Here is a 20329-nt window from a genome sequence, read left to right as displayed (position 1 = left end):
TTTAAGCAACTTAAAAAATTAATACATGAGGAAATCTATTTTGATCTGCGGAATCATTTTTGGTTCTGTATTTACTCACGCACAATTAAAAACAGTGAAAAAAACTGACAATAAAGGATATACCTACGAAATGGTAGAAAATGATCCTTCAAATACAAGAATTTATACGCTAAAAAATGGTTTGAAAATCTATTTGGCTCAAATAAAAGACGAACCAAGAATCCAAACTCATATAGCTGTAAAAACAGGTTCTAACAACGATCCAGAAGACAATACTGGTTTGGCTCACTACTTAGAGCATATGGTTTTTAAAGGAACTTCAAAAATCGGAACACAAAATTGGGCTGTTGAAAAACCTTTGATCCAACAAATTTCAGATTTATACGAACAGCACAAAGCAGAAAAAGATCCTGCAAAAAAAGTAGAAATCTATAAAAAAATTGATCAAGTTTCGCAAGAAGCATCCAAATATGCTGTGGCAAACGAATACGATAAATTAATTTCATCTTTGGGAGCATCAGGAACTAATGCACATACATCTTTAGAAGAAACAATTTATCATAATAATATTCCGAATAACGAATTAGAAAAATGGTTAACAGTAGAATCTGAGCGCTTTAGAGAATTAACTTTACGTCTTTTTCATACTGAATTAGAAGCCGTTTACGAAGAATTTAATCGTTCTCAAGACAATGATGGACGTTTAGTTTACTATAAACTAATGCAAACCTTATTTCCAAAATCGCATTACGGAACTCAAACAACTATTGGAACTTCAGAACATTTAAAAAATCCATCAATGGTTGCAATTCATAATTATTTCGATAAATATTATGTAGCGAGCAATATGGCTGTGATGTTGATTGGTGATTTCGATTTTGATACGGCTGTTCCAATGATTGACAAATATTTTGGAAATTATGCTACAAAAGCAGCTCCTGCACAATATGTTGCAAAAGAAGAGCCGATTAAAAAAATTGTAACAAGCGAAGTTTTTAGTCCATCTTCGGAACGTGTTCAGTTTGCTTACCGTTTTAACGGAGCAAAAAGTTCTGATGCAAAATATGTAACATTAATTGATTATATTTTAAGTAATTCTACAGCTGGATTAATCGACTTAAATATCAATCAACAGCAAAAAACATTAGGAGCAGGAAGCTCTTCTTCTTTCTTTAGAGATTATGGTATGCATTCTTTTTCAGGATCTCCAAAACAGGGACAAAGTTTAGAAGAAGTACGTGATTTATTAATTGCTCAGATTGAAAAAATCAAAAAAGGGGAATTTGATGATTGGATGATAGAAGCAGTTGTAAATGATTTAAGAAAATCTCGTATGAAAAGCTGGGAAAATACTCGTTCTTTAGCAGCAAGTTTGTACAAATCATATATCAATGATGTTCCTTGGGCAGAAGTTGTCGATCAATATGATGATATGGGTCGTGTAACAAAGCAAGAACTAATGGACTTTGCAAAGAATAATTATACGAATAATTATGTAATTGTTTACAAACGTCAAGGTGAAAACAAGGATTTGGTACGTGTTTCGAATCCTGGAATTACGCCAATTCAATTGAATCGTGATGCTGAATCTACTTGGTACAAAGATTTCATGAAGATCAAATCAAGTGAGATTAAACCAGTTTTTGTTGACTTCAAAAAAGAATTGAACGAAGGTAAAATCAAAAATACAAAATTCACTTCGATTCAGAACAAGACAAACGATATTAGCTCTGTTTACTATATCGCGGATATGGGATCGGACAATAATAAAAAGCTTGGTTTAGCGATTAATTACTTAAATTATTTAGGAACGTCCAAATATTCGCCAGAGAACTTGAAAAAAGAGTTTTATAAAATTGGTGTTGATTATGGAGTTAATCCTGGTACAGAAAGAACTTCTCTTTATATCACTGGTTTACAAAAGAACTTAACAAGCGGAATCAAATTATTTGAACATCTTTTAAGTGATGCCGTTGCAAATAATGAATCGTATCAAGAATATGTGAAAACAATTTTGAAATCAAGAGAAAATTCTAAAAAGAACAAAAACGTGATTTCTTCTTTGTTAAATACTTATGCACAATACGGACCAGATAATCGCTCGAGAGATATTATTTCTGAAGCTGATTTGAAAGCTATTGATCCAAAAGAATTAACGCAAATCATTAAAGATTTCTTTAATTACAAACACCAAATTTTCTATTACGGAAATAATGAAGCAGAAACGAAAAAAGCAATTGAACAACATCATAATTTCGGAAAAAATTTAGATTATCCTAAGAAAAAAGAATATCCACAACCAACTACAGATGGTAAAGTATATTTTGCTCCTTACGATATGGTACAAGCGGAAATTAATTTCTTTGCTCGTGATACTAAATATGATCCAACTTTGTTGACATCTACAGGAATTTTCAATGAGTATTTTGGTGGAGGTTTGTCATCTATCGTTTTCCAAGAAATTCGCGAGTCTAAATCATTGGCTTATTCTGCTGGTTCTTATTACATTAATGCAAATAAAAAAGATAATTACAATTATGTAAGAGCTGTAATTGGAACACAAGCAAACAAATTGCCACAAGCTGTTGACGCAATGAAAGAATTAATGAATAATATGCCAAAAGCAGAAAATCAATTCAATAATTCTAAGCAAGCAGCACTTAAGCAAATCGCTACAAGTCGTTATACAAAAGCAAATGTGTTCTTTTATTGGTTATCATTACAAGATAAAGGTCTAAATTATGATATCAATAAAGATATTTATAATCAAACGTCTAAATTAACATTAGAACAATTGGATCAATTTTTCAAAAAACATATCAAAGGTCAAAACTTCAATGTTGGTTTAATTGGTAAGAAAGAAAACTTAGACTGGCCATCTGTTGAAAAACTTGGACAAGTAAAAGAATTGACTTTAGAAGAATTATTTAACTATTAATAATCAGACATTATAAAAACCAATAAACGCGTTTAGGAAATCCTAAAACGCGTTTATTTTTTAAAACTAACCTATGAATGAATAATCACTCAAACACCAAATAAGGCTCAATTTCCTTAAACTTTTCTTCACTTATTGCATAACATCTTTTTAATGTTTTTGCATCTTTAAAACTCCCACCTAACGAACGTTTAAAATTAAGAATCGTATTTACTTGTTTCTCTGTGAAACCGAGTTTTATCCAATCCTCATGACTCAAATTATTTGGATTAAACTTACCTTTTATTTCTATTTTTTCTGCTACTTTATCTTCACTTTTTGACTGTTCAACTTTTGGCTGCTCAGCTTTATAAATTACATTTTCAGGTAAATCAATATAAGATTCCATTTCTGCATATTTTTCATCCGAAATCATATAACATTTTTTCAATTGTTCTTTCGATTTAAACTGACCTCCCAAAATATTTTTATATTTCATAATTGAAGCAGCTTGTTTAGACGAAAAACCTATTTTTTGCCAATCATTTTCAGAATAACTATTTGGATTAAATTTTACATATTGAATCTTTTTGCCACTTTGTTTTTTCTCATTTTTTTCATCTTCCTTTGATTTTTCTGGTAACAAAATATACGTTTTCATCTCTGCATATTTCGCATCATCAATCACAAAACATTTCCTCAATTGCTCTTTCGAGGTAAACTTTCCTCCAACAATCTGTTTATATTTCATGATTATTTCTGCCTGTTTTGGCGAAAAACCAAGTTTTTCCCAGCCTTGTTGTGGCAAATCATTTGGATTGAAATTTTTGTAAACTATTTTAGTTTTTGGTGATGAATAATCTATAAAACTCGATTTAGATTGTTCTGGTAAAAGAACAAAAGGAGCTAATTCATTATACTTTCCTTCATCGATAACATAACATTTCTTAAGCTGTTCTTTCGATGTAAATTCTCCGCCAACAATTCCTTTATATTTCAAAATGACTTCGGCTTGACGTTCCGAAAACCCTAAATTCATCCAATCTTCTAAAGATAATTCGTTTGGGTTAAAGGGTTTGATTGAATCTTTTACTTGTTTATTTGAAGTAGAATTAAATGTATAATTTTTCGGAGTTTTTTGATAATTTGCTAGCAAAGCTTTATCTGCTTCTGATAATTGATACGTTTCTTTTTCAACTGAAATATGTTGAAAAATCTCAAATAACAAAATCAAAACAAATAATAAATACAAGCCAAATCTTTGCGATTTATTCAGGTAAAAAGTAGATTTTTTTAAATATTTCATCTTGGTTGGAAAAGAAGTGAAAATAATATCCTTATCACACACTCACGATATCGAAAACGATATAACCATCAAATATTTAACAAGTTAAGAAATCTAAAATTAATAAAAGGTTTTAAGTATTTGTAAATATTTTTTACAAATCAAAAACCGATTTTCGTTTGATAACAAAACAATCTTTTACCCAAAAAAAGAATAACATGATAAAATAACCAACAAATGTTAAACCGAAAGTTGCAAAAGTTAAATAAATGAAAATTAAACGTAATTTTGCAACACGAATTCCTAATTTATCTGCAAAACGAGAGATAACATTAAACCATTCTGTTTCAGTAAAATTCCTTATTTGATCTTTCATTTAACGTAAAATTTGTTGTCCGATAGCGCAATTTAAACATTTTTTTTCGGAGCAATATCTTTTTTTGAGTTGAATTAATTGTTGAGAATCTTTTGCGGTTTTATTTTCAAAACCAATTCGTTCAAATTCGGCCAAAATCGAATTATTTTCCGCTTCCATTTCATTTAATAAATCCAAATAAAAATCAATTTCTACCTCATCTTTTTGTCGCTCAAAAGCATAACGAATCGGAATAATAGAATTGATGAGCAAATTATTTATTTTATCTTTTGAAAGATTTTTGAGTTGAAATTTTGATTCGTTCTTAAATGTATAATGCGTTTCCCAAAAAGAATTTAATTCCAAATTTTCGAAGATTTTATAGAATTCTTTCAAATTTTTTGGCTGAATAATTTCAGAAAACAAACTTTGATAATTCACATAAATCGATGCTAATTGCGCCAAACGAATCGTCGGAAAACCAATTGGTCGCATTTTCGAAAATCGAAACAAACTATTTTCAATTGATTCTAATTTATATTTATTTTTCAGGAATTGATATTCGTTTTTTAATTGCTTAGAATAATCATTCTCATAGTTTTCTTCTAAAAAACTGGCTTGTCCAAAAAACAAGGCTTCAACTTTTTGGGCATTAAATTGTATTTTTTGCAAAACTTTGAACGGAAAAGAATTTGCCCAAATCTCAAAAGTTTCTACATTAACTTTTAATCCAAAATTCTTTGCCAAACTTTTGAACAATGTTTCTTCCCAATTCGAATTATTGTGTTCTAAAATTTGTACAATATCGTTTGTTTTTTCTTCGAAACGTTCGATTAAAATTCGTTCAAACCAAAAAGAAAATTGCTTCAAATCAATTGAATTTAAAAATTCTTTACAATAAATTTTATCCAACTTAGAATTAATAATATTTTGATAATTAAAAACAATTTCCGGTTTTACAAAATCTTGTAAAATCAAAGTTTGTACATTACGTTGACGCAAAATATCAACTTCACAATCGTGATTCCATACAACATGCAAAATCACATTTTGATACGATAAATCATTCGAATGTTGATGAAAATTCCAATCCGAAGAATTAACATGCATTTCGACACTTCCAATCCACAATTTATCGCCAATGATGATTTCTGCTTCCAAAAAATCTGGCCCAGAATGATGGTTTAACTTTCCAACTTTCACAATTTCAATGAAATCCCCATGAAAAGTTTGTAAGCTTTGATGTGAAAATTGATTCAATTTCCAAATATGATGTAGAAAAATTTCTTTCATAGACAAAAGTTAATCAATGAATTATAAAAAATCATTAAAATAAATACTTATTTTTTTTAAATTAATTAAACGTTTGTTTAATTTTGCACGTTCAATTTTTTTAAGATGGAATTAAGTGAGAAGCAAATAGAAATTTTGGGCGCGGCTGAACGAGTTTTTGGAAGACGAGGAATTGATGCTGCAAGTGTTCGTGAAATTGCAAAAGAAGCAAACATTAATATTGCGATGATTAGCTATTATTTTGGATCAAAAGATAAATTGGTCGAGAATTTATTTAGTTGGCGTATCACAACTTTCAATGAATCATTGGCCTCAATTTCACAAAATTCGACACTTTCTCCATTTGAAAAGTTACAGTCAATCCTAAAAGCTTATTTGAATAGAATTTTGGATAAACCTGAATTTCATCGAATTATGGCAAGAGAATATTCGAAAAGAGATTCAATTTTAGAAATTGATTGTAAAGTCAATGACTTAAAAACAAAAAATTTAGAATATATCACAAATATTATTAGTGAAGGATATTCTGAAGGCGTTTTTAAACGAAAAGCTCCTGCCGAAGCTGTTGTAATGGTAGTTATTGGTGGAACATCTTATTTGATTTTGAACGAAAAAACATATATGAAACAATGGGGATTATCTTCTCATGAAGAGTTTACAGAACATATTCACGAAGAATATTACCCTTATTTAATAGATTCTTTAAAAGCAATTTTACTATACGATGAAAAATAAAATTTTCTTACCGATTTGTTTAGTTGTTGCTACTTTCGCTCATGCGCAGGAAACCAACGTTTCTTTGCAGGAAGTTATTCAACAAAGTTTGCAGAACAATAAATCTGTGAAAGTTGCCGAAGCTGCTAAAAATACAAATGAGTATAAAGTACAAAGCGCGAAAAACAATCGTTTACCAGACATTTCGTTGAGTGGACAATACATGCATTTGTTTACGACAACAAATGTAGACATCAAACTTCCGATGCAATCTTCTGGTGGAGGAATGGGAGTTGAACCAAACCAATTATTATTAGGACAAGCAAGTGCATCTGTTCCTGTTTTTGCAGGATTTAAAATTAAAAATGCAATCAAAAGCAGTGAATTAATGGTTGATTTATCAAACTTACAAATCGAAGCAACAAAAGAAAATGTGGTTTGGCAAGCTATCAATTTATATTTTGGATTGTACAAAACGCAACGTTCTATCGATGTTTTGAATGAAAACTTAGTGAGAGCAAATCAACGTGTGAAAGATTTTCAAAACTTTTTGGATAACGGAATCATCGCGAGAAATGATTTGTTGAGAGCAAAATTACAAGCATCGAATGTACAAGTTGCAATTGATGAAGCCGAAACGCAATACAAAAACATCAATTACCGATTGAATTTATTGACTGGACAAGACGAAAGTAAAATCGTTCATGTTGATAATGTAGAAACCTTGAAAACCATCAATCAAAATTCTCAAGATTACGTCAATCGTACAGATGTTAAATCATATGATGTAAAAAATCAGATTGCTGATAGTCAAATCAAAATTGCGAAAGCAGCTTATTACCCTCAATTAGCGGTTTCAGCAGGATATATTGCGATGGATATTGATAAAGTTGCTTCGGTTACAAATGCAACAAATGTTGGTGTTGGATTAAAATATGATTTATCTTCTTTGTATAAAAATAAAGCAGAAGTTGAAATTGCAAAAGCTCAGAAATTAGAAAATGAGATGCAAAAAGAAACGACAATTGATAAAGCTAAAGTTGAAATGAACGAAGCTTTTCAAAAGTATGATTTAGCAAAAAAGAAAAATAATGTTTACAAGGAAGCTGTAGAACAAGCAAACGAAAACTACAGAATTGTAAAAGATAAAAATGACAACGGATTGGCTGATACAGACGATTTATTAGAAGCGGATGTACAACAATTGCAAGCAAAAATCAATCAAGTTGTCGGAGATGCTGACGAACAATTAGCGATCTACGAATATTACTATACTACAGGAATTTTATTAGAAAACGTACAATAACACCTCTCGATATGGAAGAAAATAATCAAGAAAAGAAAAAAATAAATTCAAAATTTATCATCGTTTTAGGAGCATTAATCATCCTTGGAGGTGGATATGGAGTTTATAAATATTTACACGGACAAGCGCACGAAATTACTGATGATGCACAAATTGAATCAAAAATAACACCTGTTATTCCTAAAGTTTCAGGATACATTCAGAAGATTTTAGTAGAAGATAACCAAATGGTTCACAAAGGTGATACATTAGTTGTTTTGGACGGATCTGAATTTGCCTTGAAATTGCAACAATCGCAAGATGCTTTATTACAAGCAGAAGGTCAATTAGGAGTTGCTCACGCGGGTGTTTCTCAAGCTGGTGCAGCAATTGGAGTGACAGAAGCTGGTGCAGTTGCAGCAAATACTACAATCGAAACAGCTCAAGCAAGTGTTAATACAGCTCAAGCAAATGTAGAAGCAGCAAAAGTACAAGTTTGGAGAACGAAAAATGATTTTGATCGTTACAATAAATTATACCAAAATCAATCGATCACAAAACAACAATACGAGCAAGCTTTAGCAGCAAAAGAAACAGCAGAAAAACAATTGCGAATTGTACAAGAACAATTAGGTGTTTCTCGTGCTCAATTAGCTTCTACAGCAAAACAAGCGCAAGCTACAGCAAAACAAGTGAACACTTCGAAAGCACAAGCTGATGCTTCAAAAGCACAAATTAAAGTTGCGGAAGCAGCAATTGGTCAAAGCAAAACAAACATCGATAATGCAAAATTATATTTGTCTTATACGTATGTAATTGCGGCTGAAGATGGACAAGTTTCTAAAATTAATTTACAACCAGGACAATTGGTACAAGCTGGTCAATCTTTGTTTAATATTGTGACAACAAATAATATTTGGGTTGTGGCAAACTACAAAGAAACTCAATTAGAAAAAATTAGAGTTGGACAAGAAGCCATCATCAAAGTTGATGCTTATCCAAAACACGAATTCAAAGCGAAAGTAACATCTTTATCTCCTGCAACTGGTGCTAAATTTGCATTATTACCTCCAGATAATGCGTCGGGTAACTTCGTAAAAACAGTTCAACGTCTTCCTATTAAAATCGAATTTATCGATCAAAAAGACGAAATGTTGAAAATGATTCGTCCAGGTATGAACGTGGAAGCTGATATTCTTTTAAAATCGAATACTTCTGCAAAGTAATAACACCTATTCAGAAAAATTATGGAAGAAAATAATTTAGTTGAATATGGTGCAAGACGTGTAATCATCACCATTACCGCCATCATGTGTGCATTGTTAGAGATTGTTGATACAACAATTGTTAACGTTGCAATGAACGACATGAAAGGTAGTTTGGGTGTCTCTTTAACTGATATTGCGTGGGTGGTTACCGCTTACGCAATTGCCAACGTAATTGTAGTGCCGATGACCAGCTGGTTGTCGCAACAATTTGGACGACGCAATTATTTTGCGGCTTCGATTATCATTTTTACAGTTGCCTCATTTCTTTGTGGAAATGCAACAACATTGTGGGAAATTATCTTGTTCCGATTTATTCAAGGACTTGGTGGTGGAGCACTGTTGGTAACTTCGCAAACTATCATTACCGAAAGTTATCCACCCGAAAAACGTGGTTTAGCGCAGGCAATTTATGGAATGGGAGTTATTGTTGGTCCTACGCTTGGTCCGCCTTTAGGAGGTTATATTATTGATAATTGGTCTTGGCCATATATATTTTACATCAATATTCCGATTGGGATTACTGCTGTATTGTTAACGATATCATTTGTTCGTAGTCCAAAATATGCAGAGAAATCAAAACTAAGTCAAGTCGATTTCTTGGGAATTATTTTGTTAGCCATTGCAGTTGGATCGTTACAATATGTATTAGAACACGGACAACAAGACGACTGGTTCTCAGATTCGACAATTGTAACCTTGAGTATAGCAAGTTTCTTCGGATTCATTTTATTTGTTTGGCGAGAATTAGTTTTCAAGCATCCGATTGTAAATTTACGTGTACTGAAAGATAGCAACTTAGCAGTTGGTACTATTTTATCCTTCATCTTAGGATTTGGATTATATGGATCGACATTCATTATTCCAATTTATACACAATCAATCTTAGGATGGACTGCAACTGATGCAGGTTTATTATTAATTCCTTCGTCGTTGATGACTGCATTCATGATGCCAATCATCGCAACAATGTTACAAAAAGGTGTACCACCAAAATACATGGTTGCAGGAGGATTCTTTATCTTTTTCTGTTACAGTTTTTGGTCATACAAAATCTTAACACCAGACACAGGTTCCGAGCATTTCTTTTGGCCATTAATTGTTCGTGGAGTTGGATTGGGATTATTATTTGTACCTGTTACCACACTTTCACTTTCAAGTTTGAGAGGGCAACAAATTGGTGAAGGAGCTGCCTTTACAGGAATGATGCGTCAGTTAGGAGGATCTTTTGGTATCGCGATTATTACAACATTTATTTCTCGTTGGACAGTTGGACACCGAACAAATTTAGTTTCGCATCTTGATACATCCGATTTTGATGTACAAAAACATATTCAGAATTTACAAATGAGCTTCGTGAGCAAAGGTTTTGCCCCAAATGAAGCATTAAACAAAGCCTATAACCTACTCGATTTACAAGTTACTAAACAAGCAACTGTATTAACTTACATGGATGTTTTCTTGTATTTGGGTGTAGTTTTCCTAATCTGTATTCCATTTATTTTGTTCTTTATCAAAAAAGGAGCAGGTAAAGTAATCAGTGCAGGACATTAATCAGAATAATTATTTTTAGTATTTCAGATTTTTTATAAATGTAATAATCCATCTCAGTTCTTGAGATGGATTTTTTTGTTGCATATAATCTAAATTCTGAATAAAATTTCGTCGGTTCGAGAGATTTTTAGAAATGCATAAAAATCGTATCAAAACCTTAATTCTACACTCCCCTAACCCCTCTTAAGAGGGGAATATAATCCCTTCAAGGGATTATAGGGGTGTTTAAAATATCTTAATTTGGATTCTCCCCTTTACTTGCAGGCAACACACTATTTCTTGCAGCTTTCACAATTTCGTTCAAATCGTGGTACAAATTAGACCAATCCGGTACATCTTTCATTGCTGTAATTAGATTGAGGTAAGATCGCAGTACTTGTTCCAATTCTTTTCGAGAAGATGACGCACTCGATATTTGACGAAGATCTGCATTAGCCTCTGCTTGCTCTGCAAATAATATCTCAAAATCGGTATGTTTTGTTTTCAAATCATCAAAAGCTGCTACAAGCGATAAGTTAATAATACGCAATGTATTATCTGGCTTTTCTAATTCTTCGATAAGCTTCTTCAATTGAGCTGTTTCGGCAGAATAACTCAATCTGTCTAAATCCAGTCCAAACATTTGGAAAACTTTGTACAAAGCTTCCGCATCTTGATAGTTCGCGACAGAAGTCAATTTACGATAACCATTCAAGAAAGCCTTCATGTTACTAAATGCAACATCTCTCTCTTTATCCGCTGTCGCCACCTCTTTTCCTTTGCCACTGTAGGTCAACTTTGTGTATACCGTGTCGTAGTTTTGATAACTCGCAATAAGCGACAGCAACAAAGGGTGGTTCTCTACAATGGTGTAATTTCCGGCTTGAGAAGAGTTGATAGTTCGCTGCGCTAATGTCGCTAGATTTTTTGTCGATAATGAAGTTAATGTAATTTTCATAATAATTTATTTTAGGTTATAATTCATTTAATATTAGAATCTTATAAACTTAATCAATATATTATTATCAAACAATAGTTTTAATAACTAAATAAGTAAAACAGATCTGTTTGTAATCAACTGAGGGCTCGGGTAAGGTAAAACAGACCTGTTTGTAATAAACCGAGGACTCAGGTAAGGTAAAACAGACCTATTTCTAATAAACCGAGAACTCAGGAAAGGTAAAACAGACCTGTTTATAATCAACCAAGGACTCGGGTAAGGTAAAACACCCTTGTTTATAATCAACCAAGGACTCAGGTAAGGATAAACATACCTGTTTATAATAAACCAAGGACTCGGGTAAGGTAAAACACCCTTGTTTATAATCAACCAAGGACTCAGGTAAGGATAAACATACCTGTTTATAATAAACCAAGCACTCAGGTAAGGTTCAACTAATAACTAAGCTTTCGTCTTGTCTGTATGACAAAACTATATTACACAGTCATAGAACACAAACTAAAAAACCTTGTCAAGTTTTAAAACCTTGACAAGGAGTTTTTTTCTATCCATTAACTGCTCTAAAAAAAGCGTCTAATTTCTTTTGGTCTAATTTTCCGTCAGTTCGTACACCGCTACAAATATCTACGCCAAAAGGCTGAACAGCATCAATCGCTTCACGAACATTATCAGGATTAAGACCTCCAGCCAAAAATAGAGGAATGTTAAATTCTTCTCTGATTTTTTTGCTAATCGCCCAATTGTATTCGTATAAACTTTTTTATAATGTTAAATAATTGCTTCGGCAGTTGTTTCACTTGTTAATAAAAACGAAGCTAATGTTGGTGGGATAATTTGTGTAATATCTTTGATTAAATCATCACCAATAATACCTGGTCCGCTTGGCATATTACCAACTAAACCTAATCCACTCGCTCCATATTTTATCGCTTGTTGTGCTTCTTCTTTGCTACTAATACAACAAATTTTAACTCTTGTTTTCATCATTTGTTTTATTCTTAATACTATAAATATATAAAAAAACACCTCAATTTCTTGAAGTGTTTTGTATGATCTAAGATTTAGAATTGATGTTAGAAATCTTCTTCCGAACCTTTTAATTTTTCTGCATTTTCTGCCATTTTCAATGCATCAATCATTTCTTGGATATCTCCATTCATAAAGTTATCTAAATTATAAATTGATTTGTTGATACGGTGATCTGTTACACGTCCTTGCGGATAGTTGTATGTACGAATTTTAGCCGAACGGTCACCAGTCGAAACTAATGATTTACGCTGAGCAGAACGTTCTGAATGTTTTTTCTCGAACTCTATTTCATACAATTTCGTACGTAATAATTGTAACGCTTTTTCACGGTTCTTGTGTTGAGAACGCGCTTCTTGACAAACAATTACAATTCCAGAAGGTTTGTGCGTTAATTGAACTTTCGTTTCAACTTTATTTACATTTTGTCCTCCCGCACCAGACGAACGCGCTGTTTGATACTCCAAATCTGCTGGATTAATCACTACATCAACTTCCTCTGCTTCTGGTAAAACCGCAACCGTAATCGCCGATGTATGCACACGTCCTTGCGATTCTGTTTCAGGAACACGTTGTACACGGTGAACACCCGATTCGTATTTCATCGTTCCATACACTGCATTTCCTTCTACTTGCATCACCAACTCTTTGTATCCTTTTCCAGATGCTTCAGAAGTATTTAACACTTCGTGTTTCCATCCTTTTTCTTTGAAATACATTGAATACATGCGGTAAATATCTTCTACGAAAATCGCTGCCTCATCTCCTCCTGTACCAGAACGTAACTCGACAATGATGTTTTTCTCATCTTCTGGATCTTTTGGAATCAACATCATTTTGATTTCTTCCTCTAAAGGTGGAATCGCATTGATTGCTTCGTCTTTTTCTATTTTAGCTAACTCAACCATTTCTGCATCAGAACCATCTTGAATAATTTCTTCTGCTTCCTCAATTACATTGATTAAGTTTTCGTATTGTTTTTGCATTTCAACAAAGTCTTTCAAATCAGAATATTCTTTGTTTAATTTCGCATAACGAGCTTGATCTGTTACGATATCTGGTTGGATGATTAAATCTGCTACCTCATCGAAACGTTGTTTGATTGCTCTTAATTTATCTAATAGACCTAAATCTGCCATATACTTTTATTGGATTGCAAAGATACAATAACTCAAGGGATTCAGAAAATTTGAATAAAAAAAACCGATGATTTCTCATCGGTTTTATCGTTTATAGATTAATCTAATATTTATTTTTTGATTAATTTTTGAGTAAATGTATGTGCTCCATCAGAAACGGTTACCACATAAATACCTGCACTTAAATCAGAAACATTGTAAGAAGCTGCATTTGCAAATGATTTAACTTTACGTCCTGTCATATCTGCAATTGTAACTTTTACTTTGGAAGTATTATAGTTTTGATCTAATTTCAATTCGAATGAATTCGTTACAGGATTTGGATAAAGTGCAACTTTAGATTTGCTTAAATCAGAAGAAAGACCTAAGTTTTCTTTTGTTCCTGTTACTTTAAATTCATCAATCATTAAAACTAATCCATCATCTGTTGTACAATTGATAGCTAAGTAAATTTCTTTTCCTTCGTATGCTGATAAATCAAATTCGTATTTTGTCCAAGTTAATCCTGGAGGTACTATTTCTGTACTATTCAAGAATACAAAATCTTCTACATTTGGAGTTGTTGAAACACCAATGTTAAACTGGTCTGGTCCATAAATTTGATTACCTTGAGCGTATAATTCTAATTTAGCATCTTTTACTTTATCTAAAGAAATTTTTGGAGTTATAGACCAATCATCATTTGGATATGCTGTACCGTTTGCTCCAGATGCAAAGAAATATAATCCTTTATTTCCTTTATAAGTTGGTAAAGTACCATTTTCTGCCGCACTATTGTTAAAAATAATACCTGCTCCTACGTAGTTTTGATTATCAAAAGTCGTATCTTCAATAGCCCAAGTTTGTCCTCCGTCTAAATCAACTTGTTTCCAATCTCCAAAGTCTTCAAATACGAAATCGTCGTAAGCCTCAAAACCATCATAGAATATAACATTGTCATCTTCTTCATCACCACCTCCTGTAGCTGTTGTACTTTTTACGACAGAAACATTGTCTACATTAAGACGATACTGATCTGTTACATCAAAGTGTCTAAATGAAATATAGATTTTTTGTCCTGCGTATGCAGATAAATCAACTGTTCTTTCTGCTTCAGTTCCTGTTAAGTTTTTTTCTGTAAATAATTGTGTTGCTTCAGCAGTTGGATTATTGGTTGTAGAAACATAAACAGCATAGTTTTCTTTTGCATATAAAGGATCTGATCCCCATACGCCATATTTCAATGCAACAGTTTCTCCTGTTCCTACACTTGTTAAATCTATTTCTGGAGATACAATCCAATTGTCTGGTGTTAATGGACCTACATAATTCATATAAGAAGCAGAAGTAATAAGTGGAGAACCTACTGGATTTCCATCATTATCTGTAGATTGAACTGAAGACCATTCGTAGCCATCTCCATCCTCATCATACAATGTCCAATCAGAAATATCTTTGTCGTCAAAGTCATCAGACCATAAAATTGTTTCATCAGCTTTAGCAGTTATATGACTATAAGCTTTTTTTGAAAGAGTAGATTGTTCTTGTTTTGTTTTCGCGGTAGACCCTTCTCTATATTGTTCAGAAATATTCTGCGCAGATAAAATCGTTAAGCCTGATAATGCCGCAATTGAAAATAAAATTTTCTTCATAAGTAATTCATTTTAAATGTTAATATTTTATAAACATATAAAATATATTTTTAAACAACAAAATTATAGTGTTAAAAAAGACTTTTTATAATTATTCAAAATAATTACTTTATAAATTAATTGAATAAAAAAAACCGATGATTTCTCATCGGTTTTGTGAATTATTGCTAAAAATATTATCTCGTAAATAATAATTCTCTGTATTTTGTTAAAACCCAGAATTCGTTATCGACCATTAATTCTAACTTATCAGCATGGTAACGAATTTCATCATAATATGGTTTTACTTTGTCACAATAAGCATGTGCTCTTTCTTCTAAAGATTCAATCACATTTGCTTCTTTACGTGCATCCATCATTAAGTGCAATTTTGCGTTTAATTCGTTTACATGCATCGAGATTTTCTTCAAAATGATTAATTGCTCTCCTGCATATTCTTCATAATCATCTCCAAAAATATCTTTGAATCCTTTAATGTTTTTGATCAATATGTTTTGATATTTGAAAGCTGTCGGAATAATATGATTTCTCACAATATCACCTAAAACACGACCTTCAATCTGAATTTTCTTGATGTAATCTTCTAATTCGATTTCGTAACGCGCTTCAACTTCTGTGTTGTTCATTACATTAAGTTCCGAGAATAAATCCAATGATTTTTGAGAAACTTTTGCTTTTAAAGCAGATGGAGTTGTTTTGTGATTTGACAATCCTCTACGAGCCGCTTCTTCTTCCCATTCTTTGCTGTATCCGTCCCCTTCGAATAATATATTCTTTGTTTCTTTGATATATTCACGTAAAACATTGAAAATTGCTTCGTCTTTTTTCAAACCTGTTTCAATCAACGCATCAACTTCTTTTTTGAAATCGATCAATTGTTTTGCAACAATTGCATTCAACGTTGTCATTGCATTTGCACAGTTTGCAGTCGATCCTACAGCACGGAACTCGAATTTATTTCCTGTAAAAGCAAAAGGAGAAGTTCTGTTTCTGTCAGTATTGTCTAATAAAACATCTGGAATTTTACCTACAACGTTTAATTTTAAATCAGTTTTTTCTTCTGGAGATAATTTCCCTGTCGAAACACCTTCTAATTCTTCCAATACTTTTGTTAATTGCTGACCAATAAAAATTGAAATAATTGCAGGCGGAGCTTCATTCGCACCTAAACGATGGTCATTAGATGCAGAAGCAATAGAAGCACGTAACAATTCCTCGTAAATTGAAACTGCTTTGATGGTATTGATAAAAAACGTTAAAAACTGTAAATTGCTATTTGGTGTTTTTCCTGGCGCTAATAAATTTACTCCAGTATCTGTTGCTAACGACCAGTTATTGTGTTTTCCTGATCCGTTAACTCCTTTGAATGGTTTTTCGTGGAATAACACTTTAAAATGATGACGCTCTCCTACTTTTTGCATCACATCCATTAACAATGAATTGTGATCAACTGCTAAATTCGTTTCTTCGAAAATTGGCGCTAACTCAAATTGATTTGGAGCAACTTCGTTGTGACGCGTTTTTACAGGAATTCCTAACAACATACATTCGTTTTCTAAATCGCGCATATAATTTAAAACACGTGTAGGAATCGAACCAAAATAATGATCTTCTAATTGTTGACCTTTTGCAGAAACATGTCCTAACAATGTTCTACCAGTTTGTAAAATATCTGGACGAGAAGCCGCTAAAGCATCATCAATTAAGAAATATTCTTGTTCCCAACCTAAAGTCGGCGTTACTTTCTTCACATTTTTATCGAAGAACTTCGCTACTTCTGTAGCGGCTTCATCAATTGATAAAAGCGCTCTTAACAAAGGTGCTTTATTATCTAGAGCTTCTCCTGTGTACGAAACAAATACTGTCGGAATACATAATGTTGTTCCAAAAATAAATGCTGGTGAAGTTGGATCCCAAGCGGTATATCCACGTGCTTCGAATGTATTACGAATTCCTCCATTTGGAAAAGAAGATGCATCTGGTTCTTGTTGAACTAATAATGATCCACTAAATTTTTCTACAGGATCTGCTCCATCAAATGAAGTTTCGAAAAATGCATCATGTTTCTCTGCTGTTGTTCCTGTTAATGGCTGAAACCAGTGCGTATAGTGTGTTACACCTTTGCTCATCGCCCATTCTTTCATTCCTAAAGCAACAAAATCTGCCATTTTACGGTCTATTTTAGTACCATAATCCATTGCAGAACGAACGGCTTTATAAGCTTCTGAAGTTAAATGTTGACGCATTGCTTTGTCATTGAAAACATTGCTTGCAAAAATTTCTGATTTTTTCCCTAATTCAGGAACAGCTACCGGTTTGCGATTGCTTGCGGCTTTTAATGCTTCAAAACGAAATGATGTCATAAGAAAATTACTTTGTGTTGTTTTATGATGCAAAAATAAATAAAAATTAAACATAAAATAAAAACACCCTGATTTTTTTAGGGGTTGTATTAAAATTTTATCACAAATAAATTCAACACCCCTTTTTTTTGGTTTTGTTTTTAAAAATTTTCAATATAAAATTAATTTTTATTTAAAATTCGAATAAACTTCTTTAAACGAAAAAAGCAGTTTCAATTGCTTGAAACTGCTTTTAGACACTCATAATATAAAAAGTTTTTGGTCTATCTGAAACGGTCTACTGATTTTACAAGATCATCATCCTTCTTAATCAAACGATTGGCAATTGACAGAAGCACAATCGAAGCTAAAGGAACTAATGCCCAAATACCTTTCTCAGAATTTCCTTCTCCAGGTAATGTTAATAGACAATATACAAAAGAACCAATTAATAAAACATTCAAAATAATGTTTAACCATCCTAAGCTAATTTGTAACTTACGTTTTTTGAAAAACGTAATGGTTAAAAATGAAATTAAAGCTGATGAGAAAAAGGCTAACGAAAAAATGTAATCTCCTTTCTCCGGATTTTGTAACCAATTTAATGGAATATCAAACAGCTTATCAAAATTCATGGCGAATATACTCGAAATTATTCCACTTAAGAATAAATATATACTTTGCTTTCTTTGAATCATTTCTTAAATTTCGAATACAAATGTAAAAAAACTTTTTGAGTTTTTATAATTATTCGTACTATTGCATTAATAAATCTCAAATTTATACGCTTTATAACAATTCTATTGTTATGATTCCCAATTACTTTATTGAATAAAAAAAATATAAACACATTAATACCTTCATTATAGGATTATGTTTGATATCGAAGAATTAAAATCATTCAAATTACCAGATTTACAACAAGTTGCAGAGCAACTGAAAATCGATGGGTATAAGAAATTAAAAAAAGGCGAATTGTTAGACGCTGTTTTAGGTTTTATCAACAGCCAACCAAAGGTTGAAGAAAAAGCTGAAACAAAACCTGCTAAAAAAGATAAAGCTGAAAATCTACCTACAGAAGAAAAGAAACCGAAACGCAAACGAGTTCAGAATTCGGAAGGAGAAGTTCAACAAAAAGAGGCTGTTGCAGAAGAAGTAAAAACTGAAAAAGTTGAAAATATTTCTACCGAAACAGAAAAAAAGGAAGAAAATAATCCTCGCGTTAATAAATTTCAGGAACGAGCAAACAAAAGCCAAGATCTGAAAAAGAATAACCAAAATAATCAGAAGAAAAATAATCAATCTGATAATCGTAATCAAAACGATCAATCTCAACAAAATAATCACCACAACAATCAAAATCAAAAAAATAAATATCGCGCTGCGAATTATGAATTTGATGGAATTATTGAAACTGAAGGTGTTTTAGAGATTTTACCAGATAATAATTATGGTTTTTTACGTTCATCTGATTTTAATTATTTGTCTTCGCCTGATGATGTGTATGTTTCTCAATCTCAAATTAGATTATTTGGATTAAAAACGGGAGATACAATTACAGGAGAAGTTCGTCCTCCAAAAGAAGGTGAAAAATATTTTCCTTTAATCAAAATTAAAGAAATCAACGGTCGTACGCCAGATTATGTACGTGATCGTATCGCTTTTGAGCATTTAACTCCACTTTTCCCTAACGAGAAATTCAATTTAAGTAATTCTAAATCTTTATCAAATCGCGTGATTGACTTATTTACACCAATAGGTAAGGGTCAACGTGGAATGATTGTGGCGCCACCAAAAACGGGTAAAACAACGTTATTGAAAGATATTGCGAATGGAATTGCGCAAAATCATCCAGAAGTTTATTTGATTGTTTTATTAATTGATGAGCGTCCGGAAGAGGTAACAGATATGAAACGTTCGGTAAACGGAGAGGTTATTGCGTCTACGTTTGATGAGGAAGCAAATCGCCATGTAAAAGTTGCAAATATCGTTTTAGAGAAGGCAAAACGTATGGTAGAATGTGGACACGATGTTGTGATTCTTTTAGATTCGATTACGCGTTTGGCTCGTGCTTACAATACAGTTTCGCCAGCTTCTGGTAAAGTGTTATCGGGTGGTGTTGATGCAAATGCATTACACAAACCAAAACGTTTCTTTGGAGCTGCTCGTAACATCGAAAATGGAGGTTCTTTAACAATTATTGCAACTGCATTGATTGATACAGGTTCTAAAATGGATGAAGTTATTTTCGAAGAATTTAAAGGAACAGGTAATATGGAGTTACAATTGGATCGTAAGATTTCGAATAAACGTATTTTCCCTGCGATTGATTTAGTAAGTTCTTCTACGCGTAAAGATGATTTGTTATTAGACGACAAAACACAACAATTGATGTGGGTTCTTCGCAACCACTTATCGGATATGAATCCTGTAGAAGCGATGGAATTCTTACATGATCGTATTAAACATACACGCTCTAATGAAGAGTTTTTAATCTCTATGAATAAGTAATTTATTATAACTTATAATTTTAAAAACCATCTAAAGCTATTTAGGTGGTTTTTTTGGATCAGGGACAAAAGT

16 protein-coding genes are annotated in these 20329 nt (G+C 32.2%); 6 read left to right on the top strand and 10 right to left on the bottom strand.

Translation table 11 applies throughout. From position 1 onward, the window contains the following. Positions 1–25: 25 nt before the first annotated feature. Positions 26–2938, top strand: a complete 2913-nt coding sequence (locus B4G36_RS01305; protein ID WP_291061403.1) for a M16 family metallopeptidase — start codon at positions 26–28, stop codon at positions 2936–2938. Between the two features lie 85 nt (positions 2939–3023). Here B4G36_RS01305 and B4G36_RS01300 read toward each other — a convergent pair whose 3' ends face one another. From B4G36_RS01300 to B4G36_RS01290, 3 genes are all read right to left on the bottom strand, one after another. Further along, positions 3024–4223 carry a helix-hairpin-helix domain-containing protein gene (locus B4G36_RS01300; RefSeq protein WP_291061401.1) on the bottom strand — a complete coding sequence of 400 codons (1200 nt, stop codon included), beginning with the start codon at positions 4221–4223 and terminating at the stop codon, positions 3024–3026. Between the two features lie 133 nt (positions 4224–4356). Further along, positions 4357–4578 (bottom strand): PspC family transcriptional regulator, encoded by a 222-nt coding sequence (locus B4G36_RS01295; protein ID WP_038332996.1) that lies wholly within the window; start codon positions 4576–4578, stop codon positions 4357–4359. Further along, on the bottom strand, positions 4579–5850 hold the full coding sequence (locus B4G36_RS01290) for a DUF2851 family protein (RefSeq protein ID WP_221854141.1): 1272 nt from the start codon (positions 5848–5850) through the stop codon (positions 4579–4581). 105 nt (positions 5851–5955) lie between these two features. Here B4G36_RS01290 and B4G36_RS01285 point away from each other — a divergent pair, with 105 nt between their 5' ends. From B4G36_RS01285 to B4G36_RS01270, 4 genes are read left to right on the top strand one after another with little or no spacing between them, the layout of a single operon-like run. Further along, entirely contained in the window at positions 5956–6585 is a 630-nt protein-coding gene (locus tag B4G36_RS01285) for a TetR/AcrR family transcriptional regulator (protein ID WP_221854140.1), read from the top strand. Then, positions 6575–7870: a TolC family protein gene (locus tag B4G36_RS01280; RefSeq protein ID WP_221854139.1), complete on the top strand. Its 1296-nt coding sequence runs from the start codon at positions 6575–6577 to the stop codon at positions 7868–7870. Before B4G36_RS01285 ends, B4G36_RS01280 begins: the two co-directional genes overlap by 11 nt. Before the next feature lie 11 nt (positions 7871–7881). Further along, positions 7882–9075 (top strand): HlyD family secretion protein, encoded by a 1194-nt coding sequence (locus B4G36_RS01275; protein ID WP_221854138.1) that lies wholly within the window; start codon positions 7882–7884, stop codon positions 9073–9075. A 21-nt stretch (positions 9076–9096) separates the two neighbouring features. Further along, complete coding sequence (locus B4G36_RS01270) at positions 9097–10668, top strand: DHA2 family efflux MFS transporter permease subunit (protein ID WP_291061397.1); 1572 nt, start codon at positions 9097–9099, stop codon at positions 10666–10668. 235 nt (positions 10669–10903) lie between these two features. On the opposite strand, the gene B4G36_RS01265 is transcribed toward B4G36_RS01270, so the two are convergent. From B4G36_RS01265 to B4G36_RS01235, 7 genes are all read right to left on the bottom strand, one after another. Then, positions 10904–11605, bottom strand: a complete 702-nt coding sequence (locus B4G36_RS01265) for a DUF6261 family protein (protein ID WP_291061395.1) — start codon at positions 11603–11605, stop codon at positions 10904–10906. Between the two features lie 547 nt (positions 11606–12152). Continuing rightward, the gene (locus B4G36_RS01260) at positions 12153–12299 is read right to left on the bottom strand and encodes a hypothetical protein (protein WP_291061393.1); all 147 of its coding nucleotides are present in this window, start codon (positions 12297–12299) and stop codon (positions 12153–12155) included. 77 nt (positions 12300–12376) lie between these two features. Further along, positions 12377–12595, bottom strand: a complete 219-nt coding sequence (locus tag B4G36_RS01255; protein WP_291061391.1) for a hypothetical protein — start codon at positions 12593–12595, stop codon at positions 12377–12379. Between the two features lie 86 nt (positions 12596–12681). After that, positions 12682–13773: a peptide chain release factor 1 gene (gene prfA, locus B4G36_RS01250; protein ID WP_291061389.1), complete on the bottom strand. Its 1092-nt coding sequence runs from the start codon at positions 13771–13773 to the stop codon at positions 12682–12684. A 110-nt stretch (positions 13774–13883) separates the two neighbouring features. After that, positions 13884–15404 (bottom strand): T9SS-dependent choice-of-anchor J family protein, encoded by a 1521-nt coding sequence (locus B4G36_RS01245; RefSeq protein ID WP_284584112.1) that lies wholly within the window; start codon positions 15402–15404, stop codon positions 13884–13886. Positions 15405–15580: 176 nt separating this feature from the next. Continuing rightward, a complete protein-coding gene (locus B4G36_RS01240) occupies positions 15581–17767 on the bottom strand; it encodes a glutamine synthetase III (RefSeq protein WP_291061385.1) in 2187 nt (728 codons plus the stop codon). A 263-nt stretch (positions 17768–18030) separates the two neighbouring features. Further along, entirely contained in the window at positions 18031–18444 is a 414-nt protein-coding gene (locus tag B4G36_RS01235) for a DUF4293 domain-containing protein (protein ID WP_291061383.1), read from the bottom strand. 175 nt (positions 18445–18619) lie between these two features. Here B4G36_RS01235 and rho point away from each other — a divergent pair, with 175 nt between their 5' ends. After that, the gene (gene rho / locus B4G36_RS01230) at positions 18620–20257 is read left to right on the top strand and encodes a transcription termination factor Rho (RefSeq protein WP_280036679.1); all 1638 of its coding nucleotides are present in this window, start codon (positions 18620–18622) and stop codon (positions 20255–20257) included. The last annotated feature ends 72 nt before the right edge of the window (positions 20258–20329 follow it).

Source organism: Empedobacter sp. UBA3239, from assembly GCF_002362875.1.
Classification (GTDB): domain Bacteria; phylum Bacteroidota; class Bacteroidia; order Flavobacteriales; family Weeksellaceae; genus Empedobacter; species Empedobacter falsenii_B.
The sequence above is the reverse complement of the archived record's forward strand: the minus strand, read 5'-3'. Positions and strand labels throughout refer to the sequence as shown.